The sequence below is a fragment of the Tenacibaculum sediminilitoris genome (genome assembly GCF_964513795.1).
In the GTDB taxonomy this organism is placed as follows: domain Bacteria; phylum Bacteroidota; class Bacteroidia; order Flavobacteriales; family Flavobacteriaceae; genus Polaribacter; species Polaribacter sediminilitoris.
In genome coordinates, this window is the sequence record NZ_CAZEQR010000007.1 from 14255 (window position 1) to 31898 (window position 17644).

The 17644-nt window shown below is 30.9% G+C and carries 15 protein-coding genes; 8 read left to right on the top strand and 7 right to left on the bottom strand.

What is annotated here, in order from left to right:
• Positions 1 to 17: 17 nt before the first annotated feature.
• Genes ACKTSW_RS02945 through ACKTSW_RS02955 form a run of 3 tightly spaced genes read right to left on the bottom strand, consistent with a single transcriptional unit; the run spans position 18 to position 2561 of the window.
• Positions 18 to 1109 carry a diphosphomevalonate/mevalonate 3,5-bisphosphate decarboxylase family protein gene (locus ACKTSW_RS02945; RefSeq protein WP_408023779.1) on the bottom strand — a complete coding sequence of 364 codons (1092 nt, stop codon included), beginning with the start codon at positions 1107 to 1109 and terminating at the stop codon, positions 18 to 20.
• Positions 1110 to 1144: 35 nt separating this feature from the next.
• Positions 1145 to 1840: a LytR/AlgR family response regulator transcription factor gene (locus ACKTSW_RS02950; protein ID WP_408023780.1), complete on the bottom strand. Its 696-nt coding sequence runs from the start codon at positions 1838 to 1840 to the stop codon at positions 1145 to 1147.
• Positions 1833 to 2561 (bottom strand): sensor histidine kinase, encoded by a 729-nt coding sequence (locus tag ACKTSW_RS02955; protein ID WP_408023781.1) that lies wholly within the window; start codon positions 2559 to 2561, stop codon positions 1833 to 1835. Before ACKTSW_RS02955 ends, ACKTSW_RS02950 begins: the two co-directional genes overlap by 8 nt.
• Before the next feature lie 523 nt (positions 2562 to 3084).
• Between ACKTSW_RS02955 and ACKTSW_RS02960 the strand changes: the two genes are divergently transcribed.
• The 3 genes from ACKTSW_RS02960 (at position 3085) to ACKTSW_RS02970 (ending at position 4039) form a co-directional block, all read left to right on the top strand.
• A complete protein-coding gene (locus tag ACKTSW_RS02960) occupies positions 3085 to 3423 on the top strand; it encodes a MotA/TolQ/ExbB proton channel family protein (RefSeq protein WP_408023782.1) in 339 nt (112 codons plus the stop codon).
• A gap of 61 nt (positions 3424 to 3484) precedes the next feature.
• On the top strand, positions 3485 to 3715 hold the full coding sequence (locus ACKTSW_RS02965; protein ID WP_408023783.1) for a hypothetical protein: 231 nt from the start codon (positions 3485 to 3487) through the stop codon (positions 3713 to 3715).
• 21 nt (positions 3716 to 3736) lie between these two features.
• Entirely contained in the window at positions 3737 to 4039 is a 303-nt protein-coding gene (locus ACKTSW_RS02970; protein WP_408023784.1) for a hypothetical protein, read from the top strand.
• Between the two features lie 59 nt (positions 4040 to 4098).
• Here ACKTSW_RS02970 and ACKTSW_RS02975 read toward each other — a convergent pair whose 3' ends face one another.
• The 3 genes from ACKTSW_RS02975 to ACKTSW_RS02985 are packed head-to-tail and all read right to left on the bottom strand — an operon-like array spanning position 4099 to position 7966.
• The gene (locus ACKTSW_RS02975; protein WP_408023785.1) at positions 4099 to 5307 is read right to left on the bottom strand and encodes a BaiN/RdsA family NAD(P)/FAD-dependent oxidoreductase; all 1209 of its coding nucleotides are present in this window, start codon (positions 5305 to 5307) and stop codon (positions 4099 to 4101) included.
• Positions 5307 to 6233 (bottom strand): GYDIA family GHMP kinase, encoded by a 927-nt coding sequence (locus ACKTSW_RS02980; protein WP_408023786.1) that lies wholly within the window; start codon positions 6231 to 6233, stop codon positions 5307 to 5309. The genes ACKTSW_RS02975 and ACKTSW_RS02980 overlap by 1 nt, the downstream gene beginning before the upstream one ends.
• Positions 6233 to 7966 (bottom strand): hydroxymethylglutaryl-CoA reductase, degradative, encoded by a 1734-nt coding sequence (locus ACKTSW_RS02985; protein ID WP_408023787.1) that lies wholly within the window; start codon positions 7964 to 7966, stop codon positions 6233 to 6235. Before ACKTSW_RS02985 ends, ACKTSW_RS02980 begins: the two co-directional genes overlap by 1 nt.
• A 141-nt stretch (positions 7967 to 8107) precedes the next feature.
• Between ACKTSW_RS02985 and ACKTSW_RS02990 the strand changes: the two genes are divergently transcribed.
• From ACKTSW_RS02990 to ACKTSW_RS03005, 4 genes are all read left to right on the top strand, one after another.
• Positions 8108 to 10252 (top strand): S9 family peptidase, encoded by a 2145-nt coding sequence (locus tag ACKTSW_RS02990; RefSeq protein ID WP_408023788.1) that lies wholly within the window; start codon positions 8108 to 8110, stop codon positions 10250 to 10252.
• A 21-nt stretch (positions 10253 to 10273) separates the two neighbouring features.
• The gene (locus ACKTSW_RS02995) at positions 10274 to 11644 is read left to right on the top strand and encodes a peptide MFS transporter (protein ID WP_408023789.1); all 1371 of its coding nucleotides are present in this window, start codon (positions 10274 to 10276) and stop codon (positions 11642 to 11644) included.
• 68 nt (positions 11645 to 11712) lie between these two features.
• Complete coding sequence (locus ACKTSW_RS03000) at positions 11713 to 13476, top strand: peptide MFS transporter (RefSeq protein WP_408023790.1); 1764 nt, start codon at positions 11713 to 11715, stop codon at positions 13474 to 13476.
• 99 nt (positions 13477 to 13575) lie between these two features.
• Complete coding sequence (locus ACKTSW_RS03005; RefSeq protein WP_408023791.1) at positions 13576 to 14094, top strand: thioredoxin family protein; 519 nt, start codon at positions 13576 to 13578, stop codon at positions 14092 to 14094.
• 3 nt (positions 14095 to 14097) lie between these two features.
• Here ACKTSW_RS03005 and ACKTSW_RS03010 read toward each other — a convergent pair whose 3' ends face one another.
• A complete protein-coding gene (locus ACKTSW_RS03010) occupies positions 14098 to 16125 on the bottom strand; it encodes a ComEC/Rec2 family competence protein (protein WP_408023792.1) in 2028 nt (675 codons plus the stop codon).
• Positions 16126 to 16429: 304 nt separating this feature from the next.
• On the opposite strand from ACKTSW_RS03010, the gene ACKTSW_RS03015 reads away from it, so the two are divergent.
• Positions 16430 to 17518: a matrixin family metalloprotease gene (locus tag ACKTSW_RS03015; protein ID WP_408023793.1), complete on the top strand. Its 1089-nt coding sequence runs from the start codon at positions 16430 to 16432 to the stop codon at positions 17516 to 17518.
• Positions 17519 to 17644 lie beyond the last annotated feature (126 nt).

Here is a 17644-nt window from a genome sequence, read left to right on the forward strand (position 1 = left end):
ATAGTAGGGAATTTAGGTTACATAGGTCTCGCGCCAAAACCCACACTATCACAAATATAATGATTTTTTTGGCAGTATGCAGCTAAATCATTTTTAATAAAGGATTCAATTTCAGTCTTTTCTGAATTAGGATATAATACATGCACGTTAGCGCCAGCATCTAATGTAAAACAAATATTGCTATTGTTTTCTTGTCTGTATTCCCATATTCTATTGATGATTTCTAAAGTGTTTGGTTTCATCAAAATAAAATACGGGTTGCTAGTAAGCATCATAGCATGTAAGGTTAGAGCTTCACTTTCAACAAGGTTGATGAAAGCTTTAATATCTCCGTTTTGAAGAATTTTTGAAATTTCTTCTAAGTTTTCATTAGCTTGAGTAAAACGATTTTCTGCATACGGGTGGTTGTGCATTAAATTATGACCTACAGTACTAGAAACTTGTTTTTCATCTTTATCAACTAATAAAATAGTATCTTGATAATTATCAAAAATAGGGTGAATTTTATAAGGGAACTTTATACCAAATAAGTCAGAACTTCCTTCAATTTCTGAATGACTTCCCCAAACAACTATGGGACCCTCAATACTTCTACTAGCACTTCCAGAACCCAAACGAGCTAAAAAAGACGCTTTTTGGTTAATAAATTCTTTAGTTATATTAGGGTTTAATTCTTTCTCTAAGCTCATTAAGCACATTGCAATGGCGCTCATTCCACTTGCAGAGGAAGCAATTCCACTACTATGAGGAAATGAGTTTTCTGAAGAAATAACCATGCTATATTCCAAGATATAAGGGCAATATTCTTTAACACGTTCAAAAAACTTAGCAATCTTTGGTTTAAAATCATCTTTCTTTTTTCCTTCAAAGAAAAGTTCAAAATCGGCTTGTAATTCTGAAGCCATTAGAACATCACGTTTAGTGAATTCGATCTTTGTTGTAGTGTGGCAATTATTCAACGTAAAACTTACCGAGGCGTTTTTGGGTATTTGTGGCTCGCTTTTCCCCCAGTACTTTACCAAAGCAATATTACTAGGTGTTTGCCATGTAACTGTTAAGTTGTCTGCTTTTTTATCTTTAGATTGAAATATAAAATCTGATGTATTCAACGTATAAAAATTTTGCTGTAAAGATAGAATTTCGCTTACACTTGTGCTAATTTTTGTAAAACGCTTTCTTTATAGCTTCTACTTATAGAGATTGCTTTCTTGCCAATTTCAATATATTCGTTGGTATAGGAAGAAATTTTAGGTATAGAAACAATATATGAGCGATGCACCCGAATGAAATTATTATTGGGCAATGAATTTTCAAAACTACTAATCGTTTCTCTTGTAACTATAACATCATTTATGGTAATTACCCTCACATAATCACCTAAACTCTCAATATATAAAATGTCTTCAAAATTGATTTTAACCATTTTTCTATCAGCTCTAACAAACATAAAATCTTTTTTGTCAGAAACTTTTATTTCAGGACTAGATTCAAAAACCTTTTGAACTGCTTGTAAAAACCGATCAAAAGCAATGGGTTTTAAAAGGTAGTCGATTACATTTAAGTTAAAACCATCAACCGCATAATCACGATATGCAGTTGTAAAAATTATTTGTGATTTTTTATTAATAATTTTAGCTAAACTTAATCCGTCAATTTCAGGCATATTTATATCAAGAAAAAATAAATCGATAACTTCAGTTTGCAAAACCTGTAAAGCTTCTATAGCATTTTTACAACTCGATATGAGGGTTAAATGTGGAGTTTTCTCAATAAACGACTCAAGAATTTCTCTAGCTATAGGTTCATCATCTACAATTACACAAGTTGTTTTTTTAATCATTTTTTAAAGGGATTTTTAAATCTACAATAAATTGACTTTCTTTTGATTCTATAGAGAGTTTAGATTTATTGTTATATAACATTTCTAATCTTTTTTGAATGTTTTCTAGTCCAATTCCTTTTCTGTTAAACGTTGCTTTCTTCGAAGTATTCTCAATATGAAAAGTTAATAAGTCTTTAGATGCTTTTAGATAAATATGTATATTTAACACCCCATTAATTTGTGTCCCGTGTTTAAAAGCATTTTCAACAAAAGGAAGTAATAGCATAGGTGGAACTTGAATAGTTTCATCAAATAAGCTTTTGGTAAAATTAACTTGTAAACTTTCTTGAAAACGCATTTTCTCTAAGGAAATATAGTCTTCAATATGTTGAATTTCATTTTTTAGAAGAACTGATGGTTTATCTACCTGATATAAGATGTAATCTAACAAGTTAGAAAGTTTTAAAATCATCTCAGGAGCTTCTTCCGATTTTTTAAGAGCAAATCCATATAAAGTGTTTAGTGTGTTAAACAAAAAATGTGGGTGTATTTGCATTTTTAAAAACTGTAACTCTTGTTCTTTAAGTTGTAGTTTGGTTTGTAAGAATTTGTTTTCTAACGTTTTTTTCTCTTTAGTAGATTTGTAGTTATAACTTAATATTTTGTATCCACTAGCTAAAACAATAATTAAAAACACGCATACTAAAATTACTGATGAACTTTTTGTTAAAGCAGGCATGTTTTGAAACTCCAGGTTAAAAAAGAAAACAAATCCAAAAACAACGGTTACTAATACTCCGAAAAGTGTAAAAATAATAGCATAAACAGTATATAATAAAAACGACCAGTATTTTTGTGTAAGTAGATAATTGGGTATTAAGTTGTATGCAAAAACATAGGAGGTTATAATAGAGATGACAGAAAGAATACTAGTGAACCAAAATAGGAATTGAGGATTGTTACTCCCTGTGCTAAAAAACAGGTAAAAAAACATCCAAACAAGCCCCCAGTATAAAATATGGAGTGGAGTTTTAAATAAAAAAGAAGTAAATATCTTTAGCATCTTGTAAAAAAGCACATTTTTAAGCTTAAAAAAAAGTAAAAATAGATGAAATAAGGATTTAGTAGGCTTTTTAACCGTTTTTCTATTTTAAACATTAAACTTGTTGAATATGGTTTGATATTGGTAGTTTGTCGTTATTTCAATTATTCAATTAAAGTCAATTCTACTTTTACAGCGTATAATTTTAAAAACTAATTTTATGAATTTTATTATTGAAGGAGGTTGGACGTTTATGATTCCACTATTAGCATTATTAGTGCTTGTTGTTATTTTGTTTATTAGAGGGATGAAAAATAACACAGAGAAAAACTCTAAGCTTATCAAATCTATTAGTCTGTTTTCTTTTGTGTTTGGAGTATTAGGGTTTGTTTTAGGAATGTTAGGTGCTTTGAAAGCTATATCTATGGCTAATGATATAGCACCACAGGTCTTAGCAGGAGGCTTTAGGGTCGGTTTAATAGCGCCAACTTTTGGATTATTTATTTTTCTATTGGGAAGACTGTTTGATATCATCTTGTTATGGAAAAGAGAAAACTAATTTAAATTCGTTAGTAAATTTAAATACCCATTTCTAACATAGAAATGGGTATTTTTGCATTATGAGGAAAATTAAACTAATCTGGGATTTTAAAGGTCCAGATGGATTGGAAACAGCAAAGCATCATTGCTTACACCTTAAAGAATTTGCTCAGATTGATAGTTTGCCTTATCATGAAGTAAATTTTGTATCTTTAAACGAAATGCACACCATTGCTTTCATAATAGTAGATGAAGAGCATATGAAAACCTTTAGAGATGCATTAAAGCCTCACAGAGGAGAATTAGCATAATATAACACAAAAAATAGATATATGTTTTTAATTAATGCCTTAGCAAAACCTAAAAAATCTTCTGAACATTACGATGAAGTTATCGGAGCTTACGTAAGCTTGTATATCGATTATAAAGATATTGAAGGAGCTATGCGATTAGCGAAGTTTTACATCAAAAACGAAGAGTGGAAAGTAGTAGAAATAGAAGACGAATATTTTACGTTAGACTCTGTAGATGATGTAGAAGACGAAGAACAAAAAGAACTGTATGAAGAAGCTGTAGAGTATGGATACTCTATTATTTTTAACTGCTACGAAGAAGAAGGAGAAGACGAAGACTAAAAAAATAAAGTCATTTCGAACGAAGTATTCTTAAGCCTTTGTTCGAAATGATTTTTTATTTATTCAGCAATAGCATTTGCACAAATAAAACCACCTGTCCAAGCATTTTGAAAGTTGAAGCCACCAGTAACCGCATCAATATTTAACACTTCACCTACAAAAAATAAGTTTTTGTGTTTTTTACTTTCAAAACGTTTAAAGTTAATTTCTTTTAAATCTACACCACCAGCAGTAACAAACTCTTCTTTAAAAGTAGTACGTCCATTAGCATTGAATAATCCTTTGGTAAGTTCGTTTGCTAAATTTTGAAGCTGTTTGTTGCTTACATCAGCCCAATTCTGATTGTTTTTTATTTCTGAAGCCGTAACAAATCGTTCCCATAATCGACGAGGAATATCACTAAAAGGAGATTTTAAAATTACCTGTTTTTTAGCTTGTGACTTCTTTAGTTCTTGTAATTCTTCCAGAACAGAATTTGTATCTTGTCCTAACCAATTTACCAGTACGTTGTATTGATAATTTTTGTCTGCTAAAATACGAGCACCAAAAGCAGATAATTTTAAAATAGCAGGACCACTCAACCCCCAATGCGTAATTAATAACGGACCAGAGTTTTCCAAGTTACTTCCAACAAGTATAACTTCTGCATTAGGGACCGAAATTCCGCCTAAATCAATAATTCGCTTATCTTTTATATTGAAAGTGAATAAAGAAGGAACGGGCTCAATAACTGTGTGATTTAGCGTCTCACATAAATCCCATACTTTTTTACTACTTCCTGCGGCAACCACTACGAAATCAGCTTCAAAAACTTGATTTTTTGTGTTGATAACCCATTTATCATCTTGTTGATAAACAGAATTCACACCATGATTTTTTAACACTGTAATTCCGAGGTTATCAACAGCGCTTTGGAAACAATCTATAATAGCTTTTGATGTATTCGCTTCTGGGAATACACGATTATCTGCTTCTATTTTTAAAGGAACTCCGCGATTTTCAAACCATTCAAAAGTATCACCAGTCATGAATTTATAAAAAGGGCCTAATAACTCTTTTTCACCTCTTGGATAGAATTTTGTTAGTTCTTTAGGTTCAAAACAAGCATGCGTAACATTGCAACGACCTCCTCCAGAAATTTTTACTTTTTGTAAAACCTCTTTTCCTTTCTCAAGAATAGTAATGTCCAATTCAGGATTGAGTTCTTTTGCATTAATTGCAGTAAAATAACCTGCAGCTCCACCACCAATAATTATTACTTTTTTCATTATAAAATCATTTCTTTATATGAAAGGATAGTATTGAATCCTTTTTGTTGAAAATAGCTTTTAGTATCTTCATTTCCTGTAGCTAAAATAAAATCACCACCCCAAGCGCCTAAGCTTTTTACTTCACCAAAATAGTCGGGAAATAATATTTCTTTTACAGTGCCTTGTTTTATAATTGAACTAATGATTTGTTCATGCTCAATAATGATTTTTTCTAAATTTTTAGAGGTGTTAGTTTTTAAAAATTCTTGAGTTAAATTGTCAATTTCAGGAATTAATATTTTAGCTTCTTCTTTGTGTTTTTTATAGTGAGCAATTCCTTCTCTACTATTTTGTTTTTGATTCAAATACACAAAAAACAATTCTTCAGAAAAACTTGGGTTGAAATTTACTTCCTTAACAATAGGTTGCTTTTCTTTTAGTTGATATAGAATCGGAGTGTTATGTTTTGCACAAGCAATATCGTAACCACTTCCAGAAAAAGCATTCCAAAGTAACGTAAACGGATTTACACTTGCCCAAGTAGCAATATTGTTAATTAAGGTTGATGAACTTCCTAATCCCCAGTTTTGAGGAAATGTTAGGTTAGTTTTTACAATAAAACCGTTTTCAGTAGTTAGAAATTCCGGATTCAAACGTTTCGCTTCTTGTAAAATATCACGTAGTGTTTCAGCAATAAACTCAGCGCTTCCTTCTTTGTCTGAATTAAACGTTGCTGAGGTTAATCGTAGTTTTGGTAAATCAAAAGAAGCTTCAAACCAGCATTCTCCAGTATGTGTAAAACTTCCCCAAATAAGTTGTGATTCTTTAATTGGTTCAATAATTAAATCTTGTCCAAACTTGGTAGGAACAGCTAACGATGTTGCACCATCCAAAACAACATATTCTCCAGTCAGTAATAATTTTCCGTTAGAATAGTGTCGCATTATACCAGCCCAAATTGTTTAAAATGATGTGTAAAATGTTTTACTTGGAATTTTTTCCAATACTCATAATCCAACTCTCCAAAAAATGGATGTACTATTTTTCGGTTTGGATTTTCATTAAAAACAGTTTCAAAATGCTGCACTTGCTCAATCAAATCAGTAATAGCTTCGTTCATAGAACTAAACTTTAACGGAGTTGGGTCTTCCGATAAAAACGGAGCTTTAAATCCGATTTGTAATTCACTATCAGAATTTAAAAATGGTTTTCTTCTAGCTGATTTCTCATCAGAAACATAGATGTCAACCTTCCAGTTTCCATTCGCAATTTGAGTAACCAAGCTTAAATGTTCCACCATTTGTTGCCCGCTCATTTTACCAAACAAAGGTTTTGCATCGGTTTTTAAGTTAGATAGAATGTTGCAAACTTCCTCTTCATTTAAAAAATCTACCCATTGTACTTTAGGCTTACGTAGTTCGTTTAGTTTTTCAACGACAGTACTATGTGAAGCTGTTCTATCTTCAAAATAGGTGGCTACAATTTCTTTTTCTTCATTAGTAGCTTTGTGCTGATTTAAGATGTTCATCAAGTGCATTTTCATATGTCCATGTTGAATTCCTTTGGTTGTTAAAGCACGCAAAGCTGCAAAATTTTGAGCTAAACCAGCAGCAGCAATAATTTGCATTAAGGTGCGTGCGCTTGGTTTTTGCATCATATCTAACGATAATTTAGCCATAGGGTGTAAAGAAGTTAAGCCACCTACAGTTCCCAATGCTAAAGGAATTTCAATCCAAAATCTAAAAATTCCATCTTTAACCTCACAATGTGTTAAGCTTTTATACTGTCCGTCTTTTGATGCATACGCATGTGCGCCAGCTTCAATTGCTCTAAAATCATTCCCTGTAGCTAACACAACAGCATCAATTCCGTTCATAATTCCTTTGTTGTGTGTAACTGCACGGTAAGGCTCTATTTCAGCAATTTTAACAGCTTGCTCAAACTTTTGAGCAAACTTCTCAGGATTCTTTCCACCTAACTCTCCTACTGTACAGCTTACTTCAGCCTTAACCAAACATTCAGGAACATAGTTGGAAAGGATACTCATTACAATTTCAACATCTTCTTTTCTAAAAGTTTTTGCAATAGCTTCTAAACAAGAATTGATAAAGTTGGCACCCATACTATCTTTTGTTTCAAACGTAACATGTAATTGATAGTAATTTGCAAGTTTATCGGTTTTATCAACCAGTTGAATATCTAAAATTCCACCACCACGTTTTTCCATGTTTTTGGTAATGGATGCGGTAGCTGCGTATAATTCGGTTTTTTGTTGATTGAAATAGTCTTTTAACTCATTTTTATCACCAGCATATATAAAATGTACTTGACCAATTTTGGTAGTAGATATTACTTCAGTTTTAAATCCGCCACGAGTACTCCAAAACTTTGCAACTAAAGATGCGGCAGCAACAACAGAACTTTCTTCAACTACCATTGGTATTACATAACTGCGCCCATTAATTATAAAATTAGGAGCAATTCCATAAGGCATGTAAAAGTTAGAAATGGTATTTTCAATAAAATCATCATGCAATTGTTGCAGTTTATCATCTATATTCCAATATTGCGTAATTGTTTGTATAATTTCTGGTTGATTGTTAAAGTAAGTTTTTGCCAACCAGTCTATTTTTTCTTCTTTGGTAAGTTTAGAAAAACCAGAGATCGTTTTAGACATTCTCAATTTATTTTTGATGGTTCAAAGATACATGAATCCTGTTAAAATGGTTATGATATTTGGTTTTTATGACTTTTTGAGGGGGTTTTTGGCTATTTTTCCGTAAACTTGGCAAACTTTTTAGATAAACAACAACTTAAAATGAAGAAAATATTATTATTGTTTATAGGAATATCTTCGCTGGTACAAGCTCAAAAAAAAGATATTTCTTTAGAGGATATATGGCGAAAAGGCACGTTTAGAGTCGATTATATGAACTCTTTAAACTCTATGAATGGAGATTTTTATTCGCTGTTAAATTATGAGGAAGGAAGCTCTACTGTAGATAAATACAGTTACGAAACTTTAGAGAAAGTAGCAACCATAGTCGATAGTAAAGATTTAAAAAGGTTAGAGTATTTTCAATCATATAGTTTTAACAATGATGAAACTAAATTAATTTTAGGAACTAACTTCAAACAAATTTTTCGCCACTCATATTTAGGTACATTCTACGTATATGATATAGCTACAAAATCATTAGACTTAATTGGTGAAGACATTCAAGAACCTACTTTTTCACCAGACAGTAAAAAAGTGGCATATGCCAAAACAAACAATTTATTTATTAAAGACTTTACTAATAATACTGTTATTCAAATAACGAGTAATGGTAAGAAAAATGAAATCATTAATGGTATTACAGATTGGGTATATGAAGAGGAATTTGGTTTTGTAAAAGCTTTTGAATGGAATAAGAGCAGTGAAAGCTTAGCGTTTTTACGTTTTGATGAAAGCAAGGTTAAAACCTTTTCAATGGATGTATACGGAAAAGAAAAATACCCAACACAACATGTATTTAAATACCCAAAAGCAGGTGAAACAAACGCAAAAGTTTCATTACATATATTTTCATTAAAAACTAATAAGACAGCTGAAATCAGGGTTGGAGATTACGAATATATTCCAAGAATTAACTGGACAAATGATGCTAATTTATTAGCTGTTCGTACATTGAATCGTCATCAAAATGATTTAAAAATGTATTTTGTTGATGCAACAACTTTTGGAAGCCGTTTAGTTTTAAAAGAAACAGATAAGGCATATGTTGATGTAACAGATGATTTAACTTTTTTAGACGATAATAGTTTTATTTGGACAAGTGAAAAAGATGGATACAACCACATTTATCATTATGACAAAGATGGTAAGTTATTGAATCAAGTAACGAAAGGAAACTGGGAAGTTACTTCATATTACGGGTATAATGCTGACAAGAAAACCATTTACTATCAATCAGTAGAAAATGGTTCTATTAATAGGGGAGTATATAGTATTTCTTTAGATGGTAAAAACAAAAAGTTATTAAGTAATCCTACAGGAACAAATAATGCTGCTTTTAGTAAAAATATGCACTATTTCATCCATACTTTTTCTGATGTAAATACACCACCGGTGTACACGTTAAGAAATGATGAAGGGAAGGTGTTAAAGACTATAAAAAATAATGCAGACTTAAAAGAAACTATTGCAGGGTATAATTTAAGTAAAAAAGAGTTTTCTACAATTAATGTAAACGGAAACGACTTAAATATGTATACTATAAAACCTGTAAATTTTGATACCAATAAAAAGTACCCTGTGTTAATGTATCAATATTCAGGACCAGGTTCTCAAAATGTAAAAAATAGTTGGAATGGTTCAAATGATTATTGGCACCAAATGTTAGCACAAAATGGTTACATAGTTGTTTGTGTAGATGGTAGAGGTACAGGTTTTAAAGGTCGTGACTTTAAGAAAGTTACTTACATGAATTTAGTAAAGTATGAAACTGAAGACCAAATTTCTGTGGCTAAAGAGTTAGCAAAATTATCGTATGTTGACGCTGATAGAATTGGTATTTGGGGATGGTCTTTTGGAGGTCATATGAGTACAAACTGTTTGTTAAAAGGAAATGACGTGTTTGCTGCAGCCATTGCAGTGGCACCAGTTACAACTTGGCGCTTTTACGATACAATTTACACAGAACGTTACATGCGTACACCAGAAGAAAATCCTGCTGGTTATGATGAGAACTCACCATTAAATTATCCAGAATTATTAAAAGGCAAATATTTGTTGATTCATGGTACAGGTGATGATAATGTACATGTGCAAAATGCTTATAGAATGGCAGAAGCCTTAATTCAAGCTAATAAACAATTTGAATGGGGAATGTACCCAGATAAAAACCATGGTATTTATGGAGGTAACACACGTTTACATCTGTATACCAAAATGACAAACTTTATTAAAAATAACTTATAAAATATGGTAAATTCAACTTCTATGAAACGAAAAGAATTATTCGGACATCCTGCGGGACTTTATGTACTGTTTTTTACAGAAATGTGGGAGCGTTTCTCATACTACGGAATGAGAGCAATATTAGTGTTGTACTTAGTAGCTCAAACTACTGATGAAAATGCTGGTTTAGGTTGGTCTAATGGAGATGCGCTATCATTATATGGTACTTATACAATGCTAGTGTACTTAATGTCTATACCTGGAGGTTGGATTGCAGATAAATTTTTAGGACAAAAAAAATCTGTTTTATTTGGAGGGATTTTATTAGTTGCAGGTCATAGTGTATTAGCAATAGAGCAAATGTGGGCATTTTATACTGGTTTAGGATTAATTATAGCAGGTGTTGGAATGTTGAAACCAAATATTTCAACCATGGTAGGTGGTTTGTACAAACAAGGAGATATTAGAAGAGATAAAGGTTTTACTATCTTTTATATAGGTATTAATGTAGGAGCATTTTTATCAGCATTAATAGTTGGTTATGTAGGTGAAACTTACGGATGGCACTACGGATTTGGACTAGCAGGAATAGGAATGGCTTTAGGGTTACTTCAATATGTATTAGGTCAAAAACATTTGCAAGGTGTAGGAGATTACTTAGGTACATCAGAAAATGAAGAGGATAAAGAGGCTATGAATAAACCTTTAACAAAAATAGAGAAAGATAGAGTTGTGGTTCTTTTAATTTCTTTCTTATTAGTTATTATTTTCTGGGGAGCATTTGAGCAAGCAGGAGGATTAATGAATATTTATGCTTCTGAAAAAACAGGGAGAATGTTAGGAAGTTTTGAAGTTCCTGCATCATGGTTCCAATCATTAAATGCATTCTTTATAATTGTTTTAGGTACATCAGTAGCAGCATATTGGGCTAAGAGAAAACTAAAAGGGAAATTATCTACAGGTTTGTTTAAAATGATTATTGGATTAATAATCATGGGAGCAGGTTTTTTCTTTATGACTGGAGCATCAGCTCAATTTCATAGTGAAGGAACTTCGGCAATGTACTGGTTAGTACTAGCGTATTTATTCCATACAGTTGGAGAATTATGTATTTCACCAGTAGCTTTATCTTATATAACTAAACTAGCACCTGTAAAATATGCGTCTTTAATGATGGGAGTTTACTTTGCCATGACTGGTTTAGGTAATAAGGTAGCAGGACTTCTAGGGGAAGCTTCAGAAAGTTTAGGAGAATTTACAATTTTTACAGGAATAGCAGTTTTTTGTGTTTCTTTTGGATTGTTAATGCTATTGTTTAGAAAAAAACTAGAAGCATTGACCCATGGAGCAGAAGACAATGAAAGAGATCTAAAATATGAAGAAGCAGAAGGTTTTGAATTAGCAGATAATTAAAACATACAAACCTTGGTGATAATTATATCACCAAGGTTTTTTCTATTATAAACTATATATTAAAAAGTATGAGTACAGATATTGAAAATCTATTTAAAGACAAAGTTTTAGGGCATCCAGCAGGGTTGTTCGTTTTGTTTTTTACTGAAATGTGGGAGCGTTTTTCGTACTACGGAATGCGTGCTATCTTGGTGATTTTTTTAACAGGAGCCGTAACAGGTAGTAATCCTGGTTGGGGATGGGACACATCAGCAGCACTATCCTTGTTAGGAACTTATGCGCTTTTTGTGTATCTAACACCCATAATTGGAGGATGGTTAGCAGACAATAAAATAGGTTACCGAATGGCTGTAGTTATAGGCGCATTATTAATGACGTTAGGACATGCAGCTATGGCTGTAGAAACCCCAACTTTCTTATACATAGGTATCGGATTATTAATTGTAGGGAATGGTTTTTTTAAACCTAACATGACTTCTATTATTTCTAAAATGTATGTTGGTAAAGACGATAAAAAAGATGGAGCTTATAATATCTTCTATATGGGAGTTAATGCAGGAGCTTTTATAGGAATTATGCTTTGCGGATGGGTAGGTGAAAAAATCGGATGGAGTTATGGTTTTGGTTTAGCAGGTGTCTTTATGTTACTAGGAATGATTCAATTTTATTTAGCACAACCACTTTTTGGAAGTTTAGGAGATAAACCTCAAAATGAAGATAAAGATATGATCGATACTTTAGTTGAGAATCCAAAAAATGATGGTGTTAAACTTAATAGATTTTCTACAATTGATTATACTTTAATTGGTGTCTTTATTATATCTGCATTGATATTTATTATTAATGATCCTTTGAGCAAAATAGGCAATATACAATCACTGAACTTTACAGTGGCAGGAATGACAGATTCATTGTTTTTTGCATTGGTAGCAGCTATAAGTTTTATTATATTATTAATTGTAAGAATTCCAAGATATACTAAAATTGAACGTGACAGAATGATAGCGTTTACAATTTTCTGCTTATTTACAATATTCTTTTGGGCTGCTTTTGAACAAGCTGCGGGTTCTTTACCTATTTATACAAGAGATTTTACTGATAGAGTATTAGAAGGTACAGCAGGAAGTGTTTTTAAAATAATTGATTTATTAGTAACAGTTGTTCCTATGGGAATTATAACATATGTATTAATAAGTCTATTTAAGAAAACTTTCAATAAAATAAGTTTGTCTAACATTATTTTAGGGATAAGTTTCTTAATTGTATGGGCTATTATTTTGTATAAATTGTATATAGAGTTTAGTGACCCTAAGGCTGAAGTGCCAATTACTTGGTTTGCTATTTTAAATTCTTTATTTATTATAGCATTTGCACCGTTGTTTACTAAATGGTGGGATAGTAAATATAATCCACCAGCTTCTGTAAAATATGGTTTAGGATTAATAATTATGGCTATAGGATTTGGTTTATTAGCTTATGCAACAATGGAAATTCCTTTGGGAGCTAAGACTGCTAAATTAAGTATGATATGGTTAGTATTAGCGTATTTATTTCATACTCTTGGAGAACTATGCTTATCTCCAATGGGACTCTCATACTTAAGTAAATTAGTTCCGGCAAGAATGGTGGCCTTTATGTTTGGAGTATATTATTTAGCAATTGCTATAGGGAATAAATTAGCACACTACATTGGAGGAGATATTGAAAAAATTACTGAAGAAAGTGGATTGTCATATTTTTTCTTAATATTTACCATAGTTCCAATTGCCCTTGGATTAGTGTCTTTTGCACTTCATCCTTTATTAAAAAAGCTTATGCATGGAGTTAAATAACTCTATAATAAAAGTTAAAAAATAAAGAGAACCTGTCAATCTTAAAAAAGTTGACAGGTTTTTTTGTAAATTTGGAATACTTATTGAGACTATACAGATATGAGAAAAATAATTTTAGTAGCGGTTTTAGCCATTTGCTCGTTTGGGTTAAAGGCACAAGATAAAATAAATTGGTTAAGCTTTGAAGAAGCGATGACAATGAGCGAGAAAAATCCCAAACCAATTTTAGTAGACATATATACCGACTGGTGTGGTTGGTGTAAAAGAATGGATAAGACTACATATAAAAACAAAATCATCGTTGATTATATAAATACCCATTATTACCCTGTAAAACTAAATGGGGAAGCTAAAGAAGATATTTCTTTTCAAGGAAAAACATTTACCTTCAAGGCACAAGGAAGAAGAGGTTATCATGAGCTAGCAGCAGCAATTATGAAAGGTAAGCTAAGTTATCCTTCAACAGCTTTTTTTAATACAGAAAAACAGTTACTACAAAACGTTCCTGGATATTTAGAAGAAAAAAAATTCGAAAAAATACTAGCTTATTTTAATAAAAATAATTACAAGAATACACCATGGAAAGAGTTTGAAAAAAACTTTAAGAGTGCCATGTAAAACTTATTCTTTAAAAATATAAGCACCATTTAGACCAGTATACCAAAATGGTGTTTTTTGTTTATTACAGGTTTCTTTCCATCTATTAATGTATGATTTGTAGTTACTGCCATCTGCTATAATTTGCTGAGGTTTTAGCGAAGTAATAAGTCTATTTAAATTTATTTTAGGACTGTTTTGTAGTATTACTACTGGGTTTTGCATTCCATTTATTTGATAAATGCCCAAACTATCCACAACTAAAATATATGTATTGTTATACAATATGATATTAAAAATAGAATCAATACTTTTAGAAGAAACATGTTCACCAATCTTATAGGATTGTAATAATTTTTCTTGAGAAAGGATAGAATCATTTAAAAAACTATAAATCGCTAGCTTATTACCATTTCTTTTTCCCAATATAGAATATCTGTTTTTATGAAAAATAATAAACTCATCCTTGCTATTAATGTGATGTTTCTCATAAAAATAGACTCCATGCAAAACAATAATTGAAGTTAATAAAAGAATAATGTTTTTTGAAACTTTATGAATCCAAGTTTGATATACGAGAACAATAAAAATATACCAAACTAGCATTGCTAATAAAGACATTGATATCTCTTTTAATAAAAAACCTTCTTGATGTGAAATCCAATTTACAAAATCATTCATTATTGAAATAATGAACCCATAAATATTGGCGATGACCTGTGGCAAGATATTTAGAGTTGATAAAATAATTACTAGAATTCCTAAGAGTAATATTGCAGCTAAAAAAGGAATGATAATAAGGTTTGATATAATAAATAATCCTGGAAATTGATGAAAATAATACAAACTAATAGGCAAAACCCCTGCTTGTGCAGCTATTGAAACTGTAAACAAACTCCAAAATTTGTTAAGTATCCAAAGTTTAGGATTCCAAAGATTGTAAAGTATAGGTTGTACCCAAACGATACCAAAAACAGCTAGATAACTTAATTGAAAACCAACATCAAATAAAAATATTGGCTTTATTAAAAGCAAGATGAACATAGAACTAATTAAGGAGTACTCAACAACCTTTTTTCGTTTAAATGATTGCCCAATAGCTACAAAAGTAAACATGGTCACCGCTCTAACTACAGAGGCAGACAAACCAGCTATGAAAGCAAAACTCCAAAGTAACAATACAATGCAAATGATTTTTATATGTGTTCCATTTGGCAACCTCTCCAAAGGTTTGAAAAAATGGGAGAGCAATAACAGTAAAATACCAATATGTAATCCTGAAATAGCTAGAATATGAATCGCGCCTGCATTGGTGTAACTTTCCAGTAACCCTTTGGAAATCTCTTGTCGTTGACCAAGAAGCAGTGCGTTAATCACCGCAAATTCATCGTTTGAAAAATGATATTTTTTTAAAGAGGTTTGTATTCTTTCTCTAATATGAGCAGATAAACTGATTAAAGAAAGTTTTGAGTTTTCAAGTTTCTTGAATTGATGCTTACTTATAAACACTTGGTGATTAATATACTGTTTTGCTAAATATTGTTTATAATCAAACAGATGTGGGTTTAAAGGTGGAATCAATTCTTTAAAAGGAGTTTTGATAAAAACTCGATTTCCTACGTTTAAAGAACCAAGTATACTGTCTTTTTGAATGTTTAGAAGAATATATCCAATAGTTTTAGTAGAATCAACATGTGAAACTTTTGCGACATATTTTGTGAAGTAACTCCCAGATTTTAATACTTTTTGTATGGTAAGTGTTGAAGTAGAATTATTTGTTAATTGACGTTCATAATAACTTGAGTAATTCTTTGGATTGTGAATATACGTAGTACTAACTCCAATAAAAATAAAGAACAGCAAACTAACTGTGCTAAACACTTTTCGTGTTGAAGATCTTTTTAAAAAATAAAGAATAATTAAAAAACCTATTAAAGAAGAAAGCAAGTATATAAAACCATACAGCCAAATCTGTATATAGAACTGAAGTGCTATGCCAACAATAAAGCACAACAAAAAGTGAAAAGGAGGGTACTCTAACAATTTTTTCATAGCACTTTAAAGTTATGAAAAATAATTGACTTTTATAAAATAATGAAATACAAGAAGTATTGTATGCTCATGTTATAGGAAGATTTAGCTTATATGATTTTAGCTTTTTCCGTTTTAAGTAAGAATTTAATATTTTACGTTTTTTTTGTTAAAAAAATAATAATTTCACAGAGAATTTATATTAAAATGATAATTCTTAAGTTAAAAAAAGTTAAATAATTTTAAAAAAAGTAATAAGAGATATAATAATTTTTAAATAATGAGCGTTAACTAATCTAATACTAATTTAAATTAAGAAGTAATTATGAAAAAATTAAATTTAACTAAACTAGTTTTAGTAACATCACTTTCACTTTTATTATATAATTGTGAAAAAAATACAGATGACATTTTAGAAACGGATGTCGTTACAACTCAAAATGAAGTTCCTCATGTATGTATCGAAAAATGGAATAATGATGAGGGCAAAATGGAAAAAGGGGCCAGTATTAAAACGAAGCAATGGAAAAGCGGTCAAACTATTAGGGTAAAATTTTTAAATGGAAATAATTTTGTTCAATCTAAAGTAAAACAATACGCTGTAGAATGGGAAAATTATGCGAATATCAAATTTGAATGGGTGTCTTCAAATAGTAGTGCAAATATTAAGATTGGTTTTAGAGAAGGTCAATTTGCTAACGATAGCGGATCTTGGTCTTATTTAGGAACTGATTCTAACAACTCTTCACATAGTATGCATTTTGGATGGTTTAACAATAATACATCTGACACCGAATTCAGAAGAACTACAATTCATGAATTTGGTCATGCACTTGGTTTGGTTCATGAACATCAAAATCCTGTCGCTGGAATTAATTGGAATAAAGAAGTGGTATATGCATACTACGCAGGGGCACCTAATTACTGGTCTAGATCACAGGTAGATAATAATTTATTTAACCGTATTTCAGCAAGTAGTTCTAATTATAGTGACTATGACAGACTATCAATAATGCACTACCCAGTTCCTGCAGAACATACTACAGATGGTGTTGGAGTAGGGAGAAATACTCAATTGTCAGCAACAGATAAATCTTTTATTGCTAGAATATACCCTGGAGACTCTAATCCTCCTAATGATGATATTTGTGAAGGTGTAGCTGAATATAATCAGTATAATTATTATGTTGAAGGAGATAAAGTAACGTATCAAGGAAGTTTATATCAAAAACGTACAGGAGGATGGAATAATCTTGGAACATGTGGTAGTAACCCTCCTGCCGATATTTGTGAAGGTGTAGCTGAATATAATCAGTATAATTATTATGTTGCAGGAGATAAAGTAACATATCAAGGAAATTTATATGAGAAAACAGCTAGTGGATGGAATAATATTGGAGCATGTGGTAACTAATAACATACCTAATTTGTTTGAAACATTAGATAAAAATCTTGTTTAAAAAAAATGCTCCAGTATTTTCTGGAGCATTTTATATATATCATAATTTACAACTCAATTAAAGCTGTAAGTTTTCTTAAT

Excerpts from the sequence above, each read along its gene's own strand:
- ACKTSW_RS02950 (WP_408023780.1), bottom strand. The coding sequence starts at position 1,840 with ATGATTAAAAAAACAACTTGTGTAATTGTAGATGATGAACCTATAGCT.
- ACKTSW_RS02955 (WP_408023781.1), bottom strand. The coding sequence starts at position 2,561 with ATGCCTGCTTTAACAAAAAGTTCATCAGTAATTTTAGTATGCGTGTTT.
- ACKTSW_RS02960 (WP_408023782.1), top strand. The coding sequence starts at position 3,085 with ATGAATTTTATTATTGAAGGAGGTTGGACGTTTATGATTCCACTATTA.
- ACKTSW_RS02965 (WP_408023783.1), top strand. The coding sequence starts at position 3,485 with ATGAGGAAAATTAAACTAATCTGGGATTTTAAAGGTCCAGATGGATTG.
- ACKTSW_RS02970 (WP_408023784.1), top strand. The coding sequence starts at position 3,737 with ATGTTTTTAATTAATGCCTTAGCAAAACCTAAAAAATCTTCTGAACAT.
- ACKTSW_RS02975 (WP_408023785.1), bottom strand. The coding sequence starts at position 5,307 with ATGAAAAAAGTAATAATTATTGGTGGTGGAGCTGCAGGTTATTTTACT.
- ACKTSW_RS02980 (WP_408023786.1), bottom strand. The coding sequence starts at position 6,233 with ATGCGACACTATTCTAACGGAAAATTATTACTGACTGGAGAATATGTT.
- ACKTSW_RS02985 (WP_408023787.1), bottom strand. The coding sequence starts at position 7,966 with ATGTCTAAAACGATCTCTGGTTTTTCTAAACTTACCAAAGAAGAAAAA.
- ACKTSW_RS02990 (WP_408023788.1), top strand. The coding sequence starts at position 8,108 with ATGAAGAAAATATTATTATTGTTTATAGGAATATCTTCGCTGGTACAA.
- ACKTSW_RS02995 (WP_408023789.1), top strand. The coding sequence starts at position 10,274 with ATGAAACGAAAAGAATTATTCGGACATCCTGCGGGACTTTATGTACTG.
- ACKTSW_RS03000 (WP_408023790.1), top strand. The coding sequence starts at position 11,713 with ATGAGTACAGATATTGAAAATCTATTTAAAGACAAAGTTTTAGGGCAT.
- ACKTSW_RS03005 (WP_408023791.1), top strand. The coding sequence starts at position 13,576 with ATGAGAAAAATAATTTTAGTAGCGGTTTTAGCCATTTGCTCGTTTGGG.
- ACKTSW_RS03010 (WP_408023792.1), bottom strand. The coding sequence starts at position 16,125 with ATGAAAAAATTGTTAGAGTACCCTCCTTTTCACTTTTTGTTGTGCTTT.
- ACKTSW_RS03015 (WP_408023793.1), top strand. The coding sequence starts at position 16,430 with ATGAAAAAATTAAATTTAACTAAACTAGTTTTAGTAACATCACTTTCA.